The organism is Pragia fontium DSM 5563 = ATCC 49100, from assembly GCF_900112475.1.
Classification (GTDB): Bacteria; Pseudomonadota; Gammaproteobacteria; order Enterobacterales; family Enterobacteriaceae; genus Pragia; species Pragia fontium.
The window spans coordinates 1-16,805 of record NZ_FOLW01000006.1; the positions used below are offsets into that span (position 1 = coordinate 1).

A 16,805-nucleotide genomic window follows, 5' to 3' on the forward strand; every position below is an offset into this window, starting at 1 on the left:
TTATTAGTCAAGATCCCACCAAAGCTCTCAGTGTCAGAGGTAATGGGGCACTTGAAAGGAAGAACAGCGATAAGGCTGTTTAATAAATTTCCCTATTTAAGAAAGAAAAAGCTGTGGGGCAACCATTTTTGGGCGAAGGGCTATTGTGTAGATACCGTAGGTGTAAATGCAGAAATGATTCGTAAGTATGTTAAGTATCAAGAGAAACATGAACTTGAAGATAATCAATTAAGCTTAAAAGGGATGTGAAGCGAGGGCCCTATGGGTTCGAGCTTAGTACGCCCCTCAGGGGCGCCAAAGCAATGCCGCCTTCTATGAAGGCGGATTTTTACTTCTCAACAGGACTGGCGGTTGGTACCTGTAATTTAATCTCCGGCTTACCGTTTAATTAGCGAATGATGATTTTGTATGTTTGACAATAAAACTGCTGTTTTTTTTAGTTTTACAGAGGATAATTACCGGTTATGAAAGGAAAAGGACTAATGGTAATAATTTTATGAAAAAATTTCACATAAAGAAATCAGTATTGGTATTATTTTTATTATTTGCATTTGTATATCCTAAAGTTGGCGATACATACCCTCAAGATGTTGTAGATTTTATAATGAAAAGAGAGGAGTGTGATCACTTTAGAGAAGAGATGTCTGGTGACAAAGATATAGATGAGATGAGAGATTTAAACAATCAGCTTGATTATTATTGTAAAAGAAGTGACCAGGAACTATCAGATCTAAAAAATAAGTATAAAAATAACCACGCTATTAATAAAAAACTAAGTCATTATGAAGAGAATATTGAGCCTATTAAGGTTGGGGAATAAATTTAAGATTATGCGGAGATATTGCATTTTGCTTTGAAATTACTCATGTTTATTTCGTGCAGCTAGTATGATCTTTTCTTATCAATCCTTCGGTAAGCGTCTGGCGTCTCTAAATCTTAAACTCGGCTTGTCAGTGGCACAAGGCTTTGAAAGATTTTCTATCTTTTCTGTTAAATTAGAAAAAAATTAATAAATTTAAATAGATCATGACAATGTTGTTATTTTAATGTCAATTATTAAATTTAATTTTTATATTCATAATGCTTATATTTGTCACAATTAGATTAATGTTTTATGATGCTGTTGTTTAATTGTATAAATATAAAATACACTATTATTGCCATTTGTTTTACCGCCAAACCAATAGCTTGAAGCTATTGGTTTAACTTGTTCAATTGATAATAACGATTTAATGATTTGATCGTTCAACTGTATCATCTAAACTTTATAGACTGATATTTATTGTTTATTAAGAAATAAATAAAGAGGCTGTATAGATGAAGTTTTTAACTCATATGGTTATCCTTTAATTTTTGTTTGATGTTTTTAACCTATCTCTTATAAGTTAGAGAGAAATTAATTTTTACTTTTTAATAATATGAGCATGCTGATGTGAACATTATTTAAATTAATACATTCTTATGAAAAAAATCAGACTGGCTATTTTATATTAAAGGTTAATAAAACATACTTTATAAATAAAGGTATGAAATTATCACCGTTAATTTAATCAAGACTATTTTTCAGAAAGCCAGTTCCAACTTTTTATTGAAACCCTTTGGATTCGCAGTACCCGTGATTTTGGGGCGACAATGAATGGTATTGCGGTGACACAGGCTGGCAAGGGCAGTTGAGCCCTGGGCTCAATCTGTGGGGGAATGTAGGGCAGCAGTTAGGTGACAAAGGCTACCGTGATACTGCAGCTGTTTTTGGGGTGAAGTATAGGCTTCATAACAGTCAGCAGGTAAGTGCGTAATTAACGACATACATGGAAGTATTGACAATGAAGGGAAACAAGAAGCATATAAGTTATTTATTGGTTGTTACACAGTTAGCTTTGCCGGTTTTTCCTGCTTATGCTGGATCTGATAATAACCACAATAATAATGAGCAAACTATTGCTCAAATCAGTTCTCAGTTTGGCTCCGCGATGAGCGCGGGTAATGCGAACGAAGCGGCTAAGTCCGTTTTGTTAAATCAGGCTTCCGGCGTGGCTTCTGAAAATGTTGAATCATGGTTACATCAATTTGGTACTGCGCAGATATCGTTACAGACGGACAGCGATTTTTCCTTAAAAAACTCATCTGCTGATGTATTGTTCCCCCTCTATAACTCCACTGAGAACGTCTTATTTGCACAGTTGGGCGTTAGGGATAATGATGGGCGCTTTACGTCAAATATCGGTTTAGGTCACCGTTATTTCACCGCGTCGTGGATGGTAGGGTATAATGCGTTCTATGACGCCAGTTGGAACAATACTAATCAACGTTACGGGGTTGGGATTGAAGCATGGCGAGATTACCTCAAACTTTCAGCTAACTTTTATCGTGGTATGTCAGGTTGGCATCAATCCCGACAACATCAAGATTATGATGAACGTCCAGCGGATGGATGGGATATTCGATCTGAAACCTACTTATCCGCTTACCCTCAACTGGGCGCTAAATTCGCTTATGAACAGTATTATGGCGATAGCGTCGCTCTTTTTAGCCACGACGATAAGCAAAAAAATCCCCACACTTTTACCGTTGGTGTGAACTATACTCCCGTTCCCTTAATTACGGCGGGCGTTGATATTAAGAATGGGAAAAATGGGGTAAACAATACACAATTCAATCTCGAACTTAACTACCGACTTGGTGAGACGCTGACCAAACAACTCGACTTGCAAGCAGTTTCGATACAACGCAGCTTGATGGGAAGTCGTTTAGATTTGGTTAATCGTAATAATAATATTGTGATGGATTACCGGAAACAAGAGTTGATAACTCTCGCATTTCCGACTCATATTAGAGGTGATGAAAATACACAATATACATTTATCCCAAGAGTGAAATCGAAGTACGGCGTAGAGCGTATCGAACTCAATGATACTGCGTTGGTGCGTATGGGAGGGAAAGTCGTGAGCAATCAACAGGGTGCTATCACACTACAACTTCCGCCACACACGGAGATTCCTGTCCAGTTATCGGGGGTTGCCGTTGACCGCCATGGCAACAAATCGAACCTAGCTAATGTACTTATTACGACTCTTGCTACGCAAAATAAGTTGGCTCTGATTGCCAATCGTAATCAGGTTAATGCCGATGGACAAGAGCGAGTTGTGTATACACTTTCAGTTACTGATAGTCAGGGTAAGGCCGTAGCGAATGCGGATATTACCTGGAACCATAATCTTGGCGAGATCCAGGCTGATGGTACAACGGACGATAAAGGTATGGCGACCGCGACATTAACTAGTCGTGAGGCAGGGCAAGCCATTGTTGTGGCGAAGGTAAACGAACAGTCCGTAACCAATAATACCGTCACCTTTACTGAGTTTAAAATGGTTATTAAATCCAGTATTACGCCTGAGCGAAACCAACTTACCCCTAATGAAAAAATACAGCTTACAGTACAAGTAAACGATGCACAGGGACATCCGGTGAGTCATGCGAAAGTGACTCATTGGCAGGTTAAAGGAGTAGGGATGGTAAATAGTCAGTCTGTTTATACTGATAATAATGGGGAGCTAAACGCGAATTACACCGCTACAGAATCAGGGGTAGCGGTTGTTTCCGTAGATATTACCGCACCAGACGATGAGGCGAATATTGTTAAGGCTAGCACCTCTGAAATTGTGGTGATGAAACCATTGGCCATTGAATCAATAGAGGCAGTAGATAAAAACGGTGGAAATGAGAATAACATTTCTTTCAGTAAATCGACCGGACCTACGGTAGCCTGGAAAGGCGCTAAATTCAAAGTTAATGTGACAAATGCCGTAGGCAATGTAACGTGGACCAGCGATTCAAACGCATTAAGCTTCGCGGGTGACATCATCACCATCAATAACCATCCATACACGGTACTGGTCATAGGTAAGGATACCGCAGGGCAAACAGTGGCATTTACAATGAATGTCAGACGTTGGTTTATGCAATCAGGGATAACCAGCGATTCATACGGCGGTGCTCAAAAAAACTGTGAAGCATTAGGAACAAACGTTTCATCAAAAGGTGCTATCAATAATTTGTTCAACCAGTGGGGGAATTTCTATGTCTATGATGGCTGGATGCGTGAATTTTATCGGACTTCTACGGCCTATGACCTTTCAAAACCCGTTTCAGATAATAATAACTGGGTGTTTTGGGCTGAAAATGGCCTATGGACTAAAAATGCCTGGTCGCGTCTTCCTTACGCCTGTGGTGGGGAGTAATCTCCACGAGCCCCATTGTGTATTTAGTGATGGGGCTAACCCGATATCGTCATCAATAATCATTAATACTTTCAGCGTCGATGATGTTTGAGTGAATAGGGACATTGCGGGATCAACCGCATTGAAGAATAGAATGAGCTTATTTACTCAATTATCTTATTTAACATAATATACATTATGCGCACCAAGATGTTATTTGAAGGAATCTGAGGTTCTGTGGCTAATCTTATGCTGTTGGATGTTTTAAGGCTTGTCTGATTGTGATCTGATAGCTAAACCGCCTGAGGCTCATTCAGTGAGCTACCATTGCACATCTTTCCTGATTGCATAAACTGCCGCGCCTAATCAACGCTAAAGAAAAAATAAAAACTGTTGTAGCTTGGCCAACCCCGTCAGCAACAAAACAAGTTTTGTCACTGACCGGCGCTATGATTAAAAATAAGGAAGTTAACGAATTATTTTTGGTGTTTGTTTTTGAGAAAAAAATATACATCCATCCTTGGTTCGCATAATGACATTATATGTAAACGAATGTCGATTCGGCTTAGGCCCTCCTAATTAAAATATCTCACCAGATACCGATGTACCCTATGCTACACACGGTGACAACGCATTAATAAGCTGCATGATGCTGGGTTAAAACTATTCAATTTCATGGATGGATGCTATGCGGCATTAGATGCTGCGGAGGAAAGTTTAACCAGTGAAAAAAAGACCCAACTAAATGAATTAGCTGGACTTTTCTGTGACGCACTTGAAGAGACGATCCCGAACCATTATTCAATAATGTGTGTGTATTATGGTGATGATTGTAAGCCAAGCAAACATGCTTTTGCTGGGTTGCAACAACTAATAGTTCAAGTAAAGAATAAAAAAGAAATTAGAGCATTAAAAGAAAAATGTATAGCCAATGGCTTACCTGTAAAAGGGTTTGATAAAAAAAGAAGATTCAGAATGACAAAAACACATGAGCGTATCTATTCTGCCATACTTGGAATTATAAGTATTACCGTCATGGTAATACTTCTGTTTTTCCTAGAGATCGACGACTCATCAAGGAGTAAATATATCATATTAAGTGTTGTGGTTTCTCTTTTAGGTGGGATTGGTGCTCGATTACTATCAGGCGCTTTAAATTTTAAAATAAAAGATACTACAGCAACTGCTGGTTATGCTGCATTTGTTATTATATTTTTGATATTGCAGGGAGTCAGGATTTTTTAACTAATGATTCGCATAATGCACTCTATGTGTAAAGACGAACCTTCACCATTCCGGTAACAGAGTAAAAAACCCTACCTCCTTGCCCACATTTCTCAAAGGAAAGCCACCCTATAAAGGGTTGGTTCATTCAATCAGGTCAAGGTGATGCAGTAAACGATCCATATCCAGATAATAAAAAATAATAATCCTTAATTGGCCCGCATAAATCAGGATGCTAAACTTCGCACCCTGATTTATTTTTAGCTGGTAAAACACCCTATTACCATTTCATTTCGCCGGTATTCACTTTTGCACTCAGTTCAAGTGAGCTTTTTTCACGTAATTCTGGGTAGGCTTTTTCCATTGAGCTGATTACCCCTTTAGAGTCCTTATGGGCCTTCAGGGACTGTTCCATTTTTTTCAGATAATCCGAAGTGAAAGTGATTGCCTGACCTTTTTCTGGAAGCTGTCCAAGATAATGCCCGGGAATAACCTGTTCAGGATGGAGTGCAGACATTTCGTTAAGTACTTTAAGCCAATTGGCCCGGCTGGCTTCTGTCTGAGTATCCGCTGTCCAGACATGGATGCCCCAAGACACGCCGGTTCCACCAAGGATAGCTTTAGCTGAAGGAACCCATACATAAGCCGCATAGGAATCCGGGTTGCGCAATTCCACTTCCTCGCCATCAATGTAAAAACGGGTATCATTAGTTTGCTCAGGAACAGTCAGTTTTTTGGGGGCTCCATCTTTTAGTTGCGGTCCCCAGTAAGCCAGTTTTGCATCTTTGGTTTCATTTATATGTTTAACCACTTCCGGTGTTGCAATCACTTTCACATCTGGAAATGCCTTGATAATCGGTTCAAGGCCGAAATAAAAGTCTGGATCACCGGAGGTGATGAGGATTGATTTTAGCTTTTTTCCACTCTTATTAATTATGTTAACCAGCTTCTCACCATCCTTGACGCTGAATTGTGAGTCAACGAGCATGGCTTCAGTAGGTCCAGTTATCAACGTTGAGGATACTGCAAAAATACCCTTATCCTGTGGGTTGTAAGTCTGCAGGCTGAGCGGTGCGGCCATTATCGTAGAGCAGAAAAGCGCGGAAAGTGCCACAACCGGTTTAACTAATACTTTCATAAAACCTCCCATTGTTTTTGTCTTAACTGACAACAAAAGTGTAACGTACTTTTTCATTAATCACCTGATAATGGCGGAATAACGTTTTTAAGCGCAAAGTAATGGTGAATAAAATTATTGGTATTATGATTAGCTACGTGGGCATCTTTGGGCGAGAAGCTTGGCTCGGGCACAAACAGTCAGTAATATGGACTACAACACTCGTATTTCTCGGTATTCAGGGGAAATATTCTGGTTACGAATATCATGGTCAACGTTAACATAATATCGGTGTCATAATGCCCTCACCTCTACTTTTAGTTGAAAATCAAATCACTTATCAGCAAGCAACTCAGGTCGATTACTCTGCTATTTTAACCATGGCGGAACCTTTTTATCCTGACTCACCCAGTGCTAATGCCTCTACCGGTTTTCTCAATAAACGTTTTACTGAGCCAATGCTGGCTTCAATGAATGAAAGTCTGGGATTATTGATTGCTCAAAAAGACGGCGGTCAAGTTATTGGATTTTTGGGACTGTCGCCCTTCACTACCCAATCGCCATCACCCGTCGTCAATGCGATGCTCAAGGTGTTAAATACCCTTTCTTATCACGGTCAGCGCATTGAACAACTGAGCCCGTTTGTTTTTGGACCAATCTGTGTTGCTGCTGAGGCTAAAGGGCTTGGGGTGTTTAAGAACTTATACCGTGCTATGTGGCAATTTTTGCCGGCGTCAGCCTATAACGTAGGTTTGGCTTTCATTGATAAAAATAACCAACACTCTTTGGATGCGCATATTAAAGGATTAGGTGCAGAAATTATTGGTGAGTTTAGCGTTCATCAATCTTTATTCTGGATTATTGCTTATTCCAGAGTTAAGTAAAAATAATTGGTGATAGATAAGAACTCTTTTTGTTATCACTATTGACTATTAAATCAACAAACACGCGTTGAGTATAGTTTGTCATTATTTTTGTTTTTATTAAAAACTATTTATTATCAATGCATTATTTGATTTTCATTAAAATGGACTTTCTCATTAGATCCTGGTGTTTTCCTATTTCATCTACAATTAAACGGTATAAACAATACTTTTTTGCTATAAGTAGTCATATTACATAACTGTTACAATACGACCATGCAATACTTAATTGCTTAATATACGTACAAAATAAGAATGATCACTGAGGTTGGGAATGAACATACCATTAATTATTAACGTGCTGGTCTTTATTGCAGTGCTATTTCTACTGGCACAAACACGACGCACCCAATGGAGCCTAGCGAAAAAGGTTCTGGTTGGTCTGATTGTCGGTGTTTTTTTTGGTTTAGGTTTGCAGTTAGTTTACGGTGCAGACAGCGCAATACTAAAAGAATCTATCTCTTGGTTTAATATTGTTGGTAATGGCTACGTTCAGTTGCTACAAATGATTGTTATGCCATTAGTTTTCGTTTCGATTCTGAGTGCGGTTGCTAAACTACATAACGCTTCCTCGTTGGGTAAAATCAGCTTTCTGACCATCGGCATTTTGCTTTTTACGACTATGATTGCCGCCATTATCGGTATTGCCATTACCCTATTATTCGGTTTGACGGCGGAAGGCTTGGTTCAAGGCGCTCAGGAAACGGCTCGTTTAGGCGCGATTGAGACCAATTATATTGGTAAAGTTGCCGATCTGACGACACCACAGCTGATTCTTTCCTTTATTCCAAAGAATCCATTTGCTGATTTAACTGGCGCAAATCCAACATCTATTATTAGTGTTGTTATCTTCGCGGCTTTCCTGGGCATAGCATCATTACAACTGCTGAAAGATGATGAAGTTAAGGGACGGCGGGTTTTAACCGCGATTGATACGCTACAATCTTGGGTTATGAAGCTGGTTCGTTTAGTCATTAAATTAACCCCTTATGGTGTTTTGGCTCTGATGACCAAAGTCGTGGCCGGTTCCAATATTCATGACCTGCTTAAACTTGGCGGCTTTATCATTGCTTCATATATTGCATTGGCATTAATGTTTGTCGTACACGGTATTTTATTAACGTTTAGCGGCATTAATCCGATTAAATTCTTCAAAAAAGTATTACCGGTACTCACATTTGCCTTTACCAGCCGTTCTAGTGCGGCAAGTATTCCACTCAATGTTGAAGCTCAGACTCGTCGTCTTGGCGTTCCTGAAACCATTGCGAGCTTCTCTGCTTCATTCGGTGCAACGATTGGCCAGAACGGTTGTGCGGGTATTTATCCTGCCATGTTAGCCGTTATGGTTGCACCTACCGTGGGAATTAACCCTTTTGACCCAATGTGGATTGCAACGCTGGTTGCCATTGTAACCATTAGTTCCGTTGGCGTTGCTGGCGTGGGTGGTGGCGCTACATTTGCAGCATTAATTGTTTTGCCAACCATGGGATTACCAGTAACGTTAGTTGCCCTGCTGATTTCTGTTGAACCATTAATCGATATGGGTCGTACCGCCCTGAACGTTAACGGTTCGATGACGGCAGGAACCATTACCAGCCAGATCCTGAAAGAAACCGATAAGTCAGTGTTTGAATCTGAGGATGATGAGCTCGCTCATCGTTAATCATAACTAATCAATAAACGACTTAAAAATGCAGCCTACGGGCTGCATTCTTGTTTCACACTTCTACAAAACCTGAAGAAGCTTGAAATTAAAAAAGATACGATCTGATAAAATCAGTACGTTTACTCTTGGCTATCTAAAGCAAACTACGTCTTCTCTGAGGGAAAAAATGAAAAAATTATTACTGGCACTAACGGCATCAGCGTTTTTTATTGGTGTACCTCTTACCACCTCTGCAGCAACCTGTGATGAGATCAAGGCGGAGATATCCCAGAAAATTATTAGTAATGGTGTGCCTGAATCCGGCTTTCAGCTGAATTTAATTCCAGCAGAACAGACTGAACCCACTGAAGGAAAAGTTGTTGGTAACTGCGATCGAGGCCAACAGAAAATTATCTATATTCGTGGTGATGTCTCTCAGATACAGCAGCCAGCCACCACTTCAGAGCCCGCTCCTGTCGTAGAGGAACCGAAACAAGAAGCCCCTCAACCTCAAACCCAACCATAAGAACGGGTTTAACAAGCAGTCACCTTGGTATTGAGTTGGCTGCTTGTTGACTGAATTCACGATTAATCTGAATTTTTATATTCTTTCTGACGGTATTCCATTATTACCCTTCACCCATTGGTGACATTGTCACTAAATGTGTTAAAAAAAGTTCAATCTCCCTCCAACCCTGATGTTACCGTACTTGAGCAGCCAGGTGCTGTAATTTTAAACACCACTAATTTACCTGATAGTTTGGCATTACCTTAATCATGATGTTATACCTTTAAAGGTCAGCAGTTTGGGGAAATGCTGACATCCCGTTTTTTATCGATATTTTTTGCTAAAAAAATCCGCGATTTACAATATTTTACCTCACTTCGTTTGGCTAATTCCTATTAGTGACGAACTCTCTTTCCCTGATGGTTTTCACCATCAAAATAGTTGATCTTATCTGGAGGAGACATGCATAAATCGGCGTTATTAAAACGAATGTTTATTGGAGGTTTGTTGCTTTTTGCCGTCCTTGCCCTGCTAATTTATGGCATTGGTATCGACTTATTAAAACAACATTCCGACGATCTTCGTTATCTTGGTAAGCAGCATATGTTTTTGGTTGGTTGTTCGATGCTGTTAGCCTTAATTATTGGTTTACCCAGTGGGGTTCTACTGAGCCGTTCATTTGCCCACCGTTGGGCAGAATCAGCCATGCAGATATTTAACGTAGGCAACACATTACCACCATTAGCCGTTCTGGCTTTAGCCATGTTGGTGGTTGGTATTGGTGATAAACCCGCTATCTTTGCTCTGTTCCTGGCTTCCCTATTACCCATTGTACGTAATACCTATTCAGGACTCAGATCGATTCCACCTTCATTAATTGAAGCCGCCAACAGTATTGGCATGACCCCTATGCAGCGCTTAATGAAAGTGGAATTACCCAATGCCTTACCAGTCATTATGTCAGGTGTCAGAGTGTCGGCAGCCATTAACGTTGGAACAGTACCGTTAACCTTTCTGATTGGTGCCAGCAGCTATGGTGAGCTGATTTTCCCCGGAATATATCTGAATGATTTTCCATTGCTAATTTTGGGAGCTGCCGCGACAGCGTTCATTGCTTTAGCCCTTGATACGCTCCTTGCCGGCCTGAGTTATTTACTGAGCCCTCAACTGGCACGATAAGTAAGGCATAAACCACAATCGATATGGAATATTATGAATAAATTCAAAAAATTATGTTCACAATGGCAACGAACTATTGGATATGGAATGCTCTCTGCTTTATTCATGTTCAGCGGCTTTGCAAACTCAGAATCACTGGTTCTGGCCAGTAAAAACTTCACCGAACAGCATATTTTGTCAGCCATGACCGTCCAGTATTTGCGAACTAAAGGCATTGCGATTACACCTAAGACTGATTTGGCATCGACAATCATTCGTACCGCTATGCTCAATAAACAGGTTGATTTAGCCTGGGAATATACCGGGACGTCACTCATTGTTTATAACCATATTAATCAGCCCATGTCGGCTGAAGACACTTATAACATGGTTAAAGAACTGGATGGTAAACAGGGAATTATCTGGCTGGAGCCGGCCAAGATGAATAATACCTATGCGTTTGCCATGCAACGCAAGCGTGCGGAACAAGAGAATATTCATACCCTTTCACAACTGGTTGAACGCATTTCACTGATACAAAAAACTGATGCCAAACATAACTGGATGATTGGCTTTGATCCTGAGTTCGTTAATCGTTCAGATGGTTTGAAACCCATGCAAAAAGCCTATTCGATGAATCTGGAACGTCCGCAAATTCGCCAGATGGATCCCGGTTTAGTCTATAACGCGATTCGCGATGGGTTTGTTGATGTCGGGCTTATTTACGCCACAGACGGACGGGTTAAAGGTTTTGATTTGCTGGTACTAAAGGATGATAAAGGATTCTTCCCAAGTTACGCTGTCACGCCAACCGTTCGAGCCGACGTACTAAAATCGACACCAGGCTTAGCTGAAGCGCTAAATACCCTATCTCGTTTGTTAAATAACGACGTTATTTCTGAATTGAATGCCAAAGTGGATATTGAACATCAATCCGCAGAACTGGTTGCAGCTCAATTCTTAAAAGACAACGGACTACTCTAGGAGGCAAATAATGGAAACGCTTGCATATATGTGGCAAGACGCGGGCTATATTGCCGGCCTGACCGGTCAGCATATGATGTTGGTCAGTGTTGCCGTTGGATTAGCGATTGTTATCGGTGTGCCTCTTGGTATTACTATCGTACGTTATAAATGGTTGGCGACACCCATACTCAGTTTGGCCACAGTCGTATTAACCATTCCTTCCATTGCGCTATTTGGCTTAATGATTCCGGTATTCTCTATTATTGGTCAGGGAATTGGCGTGGTGCCAGCCGTTACGGCGGTGTTCTTATACTCCCTACTGCCCATTGTGCGTAATACCCATATCGCCTTAAGCAACCTGCCTAATGGGTTACGTGAAGCCGGTCGTGGAATTGGTATGACTTTTTGGCAGCGTTTACGTTGGGTTGAAATCCCGATGGCGCTTCCGGTTATTTTTGGCGGTGTACGTACCGCAGTAGTTATGAATATTGGTGTTATGGCGATCGCGGCGGTGATTGGGGCCGGTGGATTGGGCCTATTGCTGCTGCATGGTATCAGCCGGAGCGATCCTAGATTGCTGATTGCCGGCGCCATCATGGTTAGCTTGCTGGCTATTGCGATGGATTGGTTACTCCACCGTTTACAACTCGCCCTAACGCCCAAAGGAATTCGATAATGATAAAATTAGAAAATCTCACCAAACAGTTTAAACAAAAAAGTGGTAAAGCGCTTAATGCCGTTGATCATGTGAATCTCCACGTACCGTCAGGTGAAATGTGCGTATTATTAGGCCCTTCCGGTTGTGGTAAAACCACCACACTGAAAATGATTAATCGCCTGATAACGCCTACCAGCGGGAGAATTTTGATAAATGGTGAAGATACTTCAGGTTTGGATACGGTAACGCTACGCCGAAAAATTGGCTACGTTATCCAGCAAATTGGTCTATTTCCCAATATGACCATTGAAGAAAATATTACCATCGTACCAAGGATGCTGGGCTGGAATAAAAAAGCCTGTCAAGAACGTGCTTGTGAGCTAATGGATATGGTTGCGTTAGATCCCAAGCGCTTTTTAAAGCGCTATCCGAGAGAAATGTCCGGTGGTCAACAGCAGCGTATTGGCGTTATTCGCGCTTTGGCTGCGGATCCTCCGGTACTCTTGATGGATGAACCTTTTGGTGCTGTTGACCCAATCAATCGTGAATCTATTCAAAATGAGTTTCAGGAGATGCAGCGTAAGCTGAAAAAAACCGTCATCTTAGTGAGCCATGATATTGATGAAGCCCTGAAACTAGGTGACCGAATTGCGGTATTTCGCCAAGGAAGAATTGTCCAATGTGCCACACCAGATGAACTCTTGGCTAAACCGGCGGATGAGTTTGTTGGTTCCTTTGTTGGTCAGGACAGAACCCTTAAACGCCTGCTATTGGTGCAGGCCGGCGATGTCACCGATATGCAGGAAACGTTAACCGTCCAACGATCAACGCCGATGAGTGAAGCCTTCAGTATTATGGATGACAACGATATGCGTTCTATTATTGTGGTTAATGATGATGAGAAACCACTTGGATTTATTAAGCGTCGTGAAGCGCGCGGCACTGACGGGGTTTGCGGTGATTTTACTCACCCGATCACCATAACTGCCCGGGCGGAAGAGAATTTACGAGTAGTATTGTCCAAGCTGTATGAGCACAACATGGTATGGATGCCGATAGTTGATGAAGAAGGCCGCTATAGCGGTGAGATATCTCAGGATTACATCGCCAGCTATCTCAGTTCCGGTCGTACTCGCCGTAAGTTATCAGCCTAGATTGATATTGGTGACATTGTCACTAATTGATAAATGCTAAAATAAAAGCGCCCTCTTTAATTGGGGCGCTTTTTGTCGGGTTTAGAACTAGCCTTTCACTATTTTTAGCGGTGAGAAGCTTTGTGCTACCGGCATTAATTCAATGCGATTGACGTTAACGTGAGCGGGTTGAGTGGCGATCCAGAATACCGTTTCAGCAATATCCGCTGACGTTAATGGCTGTACATTTTCATATAGGCTCGCCGCTTTAGTATCATCACCTTTAAAGCGCACGTTAGAAAACTCAGTAGTTCCACACAGGCCCGGTTCAACATCCGTTACTCGAATTGCGGTACCGGCTAAATCTGCACGCAAATTCAGACTAAACTGCTTAACAAATGCTTTTGTCGCCCCATAAACATTACCGCCAGGGTACGGATAGGTACCTGCAATCGAACCGATGTTAATCACATGTCCACGGTTTTGTTCAACCATTTGCGGCAAAATAGCGTGAGTGACGGAAGCCAGCGCGGTCACATTGGTATTGATCATGGTTACCCAGTCATTAAAGTCCGCCTTATTGGCCATCTCCAGCCCAAGTGCCAAACCAGCATTATTCACCAATAAATCAATTTGCTTAAACGGTGCGGGTAAGTTTTGTAAAACATCTAATAGTTTCTCACGATCGCAAACATCCAGTTCAACGGGCAAAAACTTATCCCCTAACTCTGTTTTAAGCTGTTGAAGACGTTCCAGACGACGGGCTACACCGATAACATAATGTCCTTCAGTAACAAATTTTTTAACAATAGCCTGACCAAAACCGGCCGATGCACCGGTAACAAAAACAACCATAATATTTCCCCTTGTCTGTTATTAGTGAGCCTATTCAGTGACGGATAAGCAGCCATCAGCATACGAATAACGATCTGAATAGTCACCTATATTTATATCAGTCAGGTATTTGATTAGTAAGACGGTGATAAAACCGATGCCATCTGAGTCAAATCAATAAAACCCGTTAAATCGCGCTCTTCTGGCCGACCGAGATAAGGTAATTCACCAATCAGTGGAGCTGGGATATTCTGTTGTAAAGCAGCGATGGTCTCGGCGTAATATGCCAGACCGGGGTTAATACGATTTGCTACCCAGCCAGCAATTTTCAACCCATCACGAGTAATGGCTTCTGCAGTGAGAATTGCGTGATTAATACAGCCCAACTGAATACCGACCACCAGAATAACCGGTAATTTTTCTTCAATTACCCAGTCAGATACGGGGCGCATTCCATTAAGTAAAAAACGCCAGCCGCCAGTACCTTCAACAATAACACAATCTGCTAAAGACCCGAGTTTATTTAACCCAGCGGAAAGTCTGGCGTAGTTCATGGGTTCGTCGTGATAAGTCAGCGCTGCGTGGTTTTCAATAATGATCGGGTTAATATCTTCGTAAGGCACGGCAACAGATGACGATGATTGCAGAATCAGCGCATCGTGATTTCTTGCACCCTCTTCAGTGCTGTGAGAAGCAATAGCGATAGGTTTATATCCTACGGCTCTTTTCCCTTGTTTTATAAATGATTGTAACAGCGCACGAGAAACAACAGTTTTACCCACTTCAGTACAGGTACCCGTTACAAAAAATCGATTCGGCATAAAGGTAATCACTCCGAAACCTTCAACTAAAACGGTTAAGACGTATCAGTTAGCCGGTTACTCAATCTAGAAATCGTGAAATAAAAATGAACCAACACTCTGTGATATTCATCCCAATAGCAAAAGTCTAGGCTATGGTTAAATTGAATAGATTGCGTTAGCTCAATATTTACTGCATCAGATAGGATAATTTTATAAAACAAAGCGTTATACCAATTAAGGGGTAATTGCTGAAGTTAACGCATTGAAAGCAGTTATCCTTGCAAAAGTTTAACTAGCAGAGCGCCGTTATATAGCGCCATTTTTACCAATGCCGCACCTGGCATTGTTCCTTGGTTAATAAAGTGAGTTGGAGCAAGACGAATATTGGTGCTGTATTGCGGTAAAGATTGCTGCCTGACGCTGTTTTCAATCGCGGGATAGAGAATAGCGGAAGAACGATTAAGGGGAGATCCAATAATAATTTTCTCTGGATTAAAGATATTCACCATGACCGCGGCAATCTGTCCGACGCTGTGTCCCACATGTTGAATAATCTCGGTAGCTAACTGGTCACCTTCATTGGCAGCATTACATAGATTCTCAATAGTTAGCGGAGCATGATGTAGTGCCGATTCTGGATGTGTGTTCAACCGTTGTTGGGTTTGCTCCAGAATACTGCCCATACTGGCGATGGTTTCCAGACAGCCATGATTGCCGCAGTAACAAGCCTTACCGTTAGGATCAACTTGCGTATGCCCTATTTCTATATGGCTGCCTGAATCAGCATGTAAAACGCGTCCATCGGTGATCACGGAAGCGCCGACAATATCATCAATAACCAATTGAATCACATTTTGGCAACCTACCGCTGCGCCATATAGCGCCTCACTGATTGCCCAGGCAGATACATCATGCTGAACATAAACGGGTAGCCCAGTTCTTTGACTCAACATTGGCCCAAGAGGAACATTCTCTTGGTTATAAAACGGCATTTTATGCACGATGCCGGATGTTGCATCAACAATGCCCGGCAGTGTTATGGCGATAGCCGTTAATCGTTCAAGCTGTTTCTGATGACGATTAAAAAAAGATTCAATTTGAGCGATAAAACGCTCTAACCATGACGCACTATGATCAATAGGAAAATCGATTTGTTCTTCAATAATGACCTGATTACTGAGATCTCTTAAAGCTAATGTCAAATAACCGTAGTGAATACGTCCAGTTAAATAGTGCCATGCTTGGGTATCCAGTTCGACGCCAACCGCAGGACGCCCTCGGCTACCTACTTCATTAAACTCGGTTTCTTTAACTAAATGCGCATCAAACAATTCACGCACAATTTTGGTAATACTGGCGGGAGCCAATTGGGAAACTTTTGACAGATCTATCCGTGAAATGGGGCCATATTGATCGATTAACCGATATACCGCACCGGTATTTATTTGTTTTATATGGTCAATATGTCCTGGCTGTCCTTCTCTATTCACACTGCTGCCCCTGAATACCGCTCAATATAGTTGGATCTAATAACCCATAATGTTCACATGATGTCATGTATAATAAAAATGCGATGAATTAGTTGATAGAAATGACGATAAACAAGATTGATATTTATT

At 41.4% G+C, this 16,805-nt stretch carries 15 protein-coding genes; 11 read left to right on the forward strand and 4 right to left on the reverse strand.

What is annotated here, in order from left to right:
• From tnpA to BMZ28_RS09940, 4 genes are all read left to right on the forward strand, one after another.
• On the forward strand, positions 1–249 hold a 249-nt coding region (gene tnpA / locus BMZ28_RS09925; protein ID WP_139211636.1), incomplete at its 5' end, for an IS200/IS605 family transposase.
• Positions 250–496: 247 nt separating this feature from the next.
• Positions 497–820, forward strand: coding sequence for a hypothetical protein (locus tag BMZ28_RS09930; RefSeq protein WP_074822848.1), 324 nt, complete (start codon positions 497–499; stop codon positions 818–820).
• Positions 821–1,823: 1,003 nt separating this feature from the next.
• Positions 1,824–4,238 carry an inverse autotransporter beta domain-containing protein gene (locus BMZ28_RS09935; RefSeq protein ID WP_074822850.1) on the forward strand — a complete coding sequence of 805 codons (2,415 nt, stop codon included), beginning with the start codon at positions 1,824–1,826 and terminating at the stop codon, positions 4,236–4,238.
• Positions 4,239–4,892: 654 nt separating this feature from the next.
• Complete coding sequence (locus BMZ28_RS09940; RefSeq protein ID WP_074822854.1) at positions 4,893–5,462, forward strand: hypothetical protein; 570 nt, start codon at positions 4,893–4,895, stop codon at positions 5,460–5,462.
• Positions 5,463–5,721: 259 nt separating this feature from the next.
• On the opposite strand, the gene BMZ28_RS09945 is transcribed toward BMZ28_RS09940, so the two are convergent.
• A complete protein-coding gene (locus tag BMZ28_RS09945; RefSeq protein ID WP_074822857.1) occupies positions 5,722–6,579 on the reverse strand; it encodes a Vmh family MBL fold metallo-hydrolase in 858 nt (285 codons plus the stop codon).
• A 278-nt stretch (positions 6,580–6,857) separates the two neighbouring features.
• On the opposite strand from BMZ28_RS09945, the gene BMZ28_RS09950 reads away from it, so the two are divergent.
• From BMZ28_RS09950 to osmV, 7 genes are all read left to right on the forward strand, one after another.
• Complete coding sequence (locus tag BMZ28_RS09950) at positions 6,858–7,442, forward strand: hypothetical protein (RefSeq protein WP_074822860.1); 585 nt, start codon at positions 6,858–6,860, stop codon at positions 7,440–7,442.
• Positions 7,443–7,755: 313 nt separating this feature from the next.
• A complete protein-coding gene (locus tag BMZ28_RS09955; RefSeq protein WP_047781021.1) occupies positions 7,756–9,144 on the forward strand; it encodes an L-cystine transporter in 1,389 nt (462 codons plus the stop codon).
• Positions 9,145–9,313: 169 nt separating this feature from the next.
• Positions 9,314–9,652: a DUF1161 domain-containing protein gene (locus tag BMZ28_RS09960; protein ID WP_074822863.1), complete on the forward strand. Its 339-nt coding sequence runs from the start codon at positions 9,314–9,316 to the stop codon at positions 9,650–9,652.
• Between the two features lie 444 nt (positions 9,653–10,096).
• A complete protein-coding gene (locus BMZ28_RS09965; RefSeq protein WP_074822865.1) occupies positions 10,097–10,813 on the forward strand; it encodes an ABC transporter permease in 717 nt (238 codons plus the stop codon).
• 33 nt (positions 10,814–10,846) lie between these two features.
• Entirely contained in the window at positions 10,847–11,776 is a 930-nt protein-coding gene (locus BMZ28_RS09970) for a glycine betaine ABC transporter substrate-binding protein (protein ID WP_047781018.1), read from the forward strand.
• Between the two features lie 10 nt (positions 11,777–11,786).
• Entirely contained in the window at positions 11,787–12,434 is a 648-nt protein-coding gene (osmW, locus tag BMZ28_RS09975) for an osmoprotectant ABC transporter permease OsmW (RefSeq protein WP_047781017.1), read from the forward strand.
• A complete protein-coding gene (gene osmV, locus BMZ28_RS09980) occupies positions 12,434–13,570 on the forward strand; it encodes an osmoprotectant ABC transporter ATP-binding protein OsmV (protein ID WP_047781016.1) in 1,137 nt (378 codons plus the stop codon). The genes osmW and osmV overlap by 1 nt, the downstream gene beginning before the upstream one ends.
• An 87-nt stretch (positions 13,571–13,657) precedes the next feature.
• Here the strand turns inward: osmV and BMZ28_RS09985 are convergent, their stop codons facing one another.
• The 3 genes from BMZ28_RS09985 to mlc all read right to left on the reverse strand — a co-directional run bounded on the left by BMZ28_RS09985 (position 13,658) and on the right by mlc (position 16,676).
• The gene (locus tag BMZ28_RS09985; protein ID WP_047781015.1) at positions 13,658–14,404 is read right to left on the reverse strand and encodes an SDR family oxidoreductase; all 747 of its coding nucleotides are present in this window, start codon (positions 14,402–14,404) and stop codon (positions 13,658–13,660) included.
• Between the two features lie 113 nt (positions 14,405–14,517).
• Positions 14,518–15,204 (reverse strand): dethiobiotin synthase, encoded by a 687-nt coding sequence (gene bioD / locus BMZ28_RS09990; protein ID WP_047782618.1) that lies wholly within the window; start codon positions 15,202–15,204, stop codon positions 14,518–14,520.
• 254 nt (positions 15,205–15,458) lie between these two features.
• Entirely contained in the window at positions 15,459–16,676 is a 1,218-nt protein-coding gene (gene mlc, locus BMZ28_RS09995; RefSeq protein ID WP_047781014.1) for a sugar metabolism global transcriptional regulator Mlc, read from the reverse strand.
• Positions 16,677–16,805: the final 129 nt, after the last annotated feature.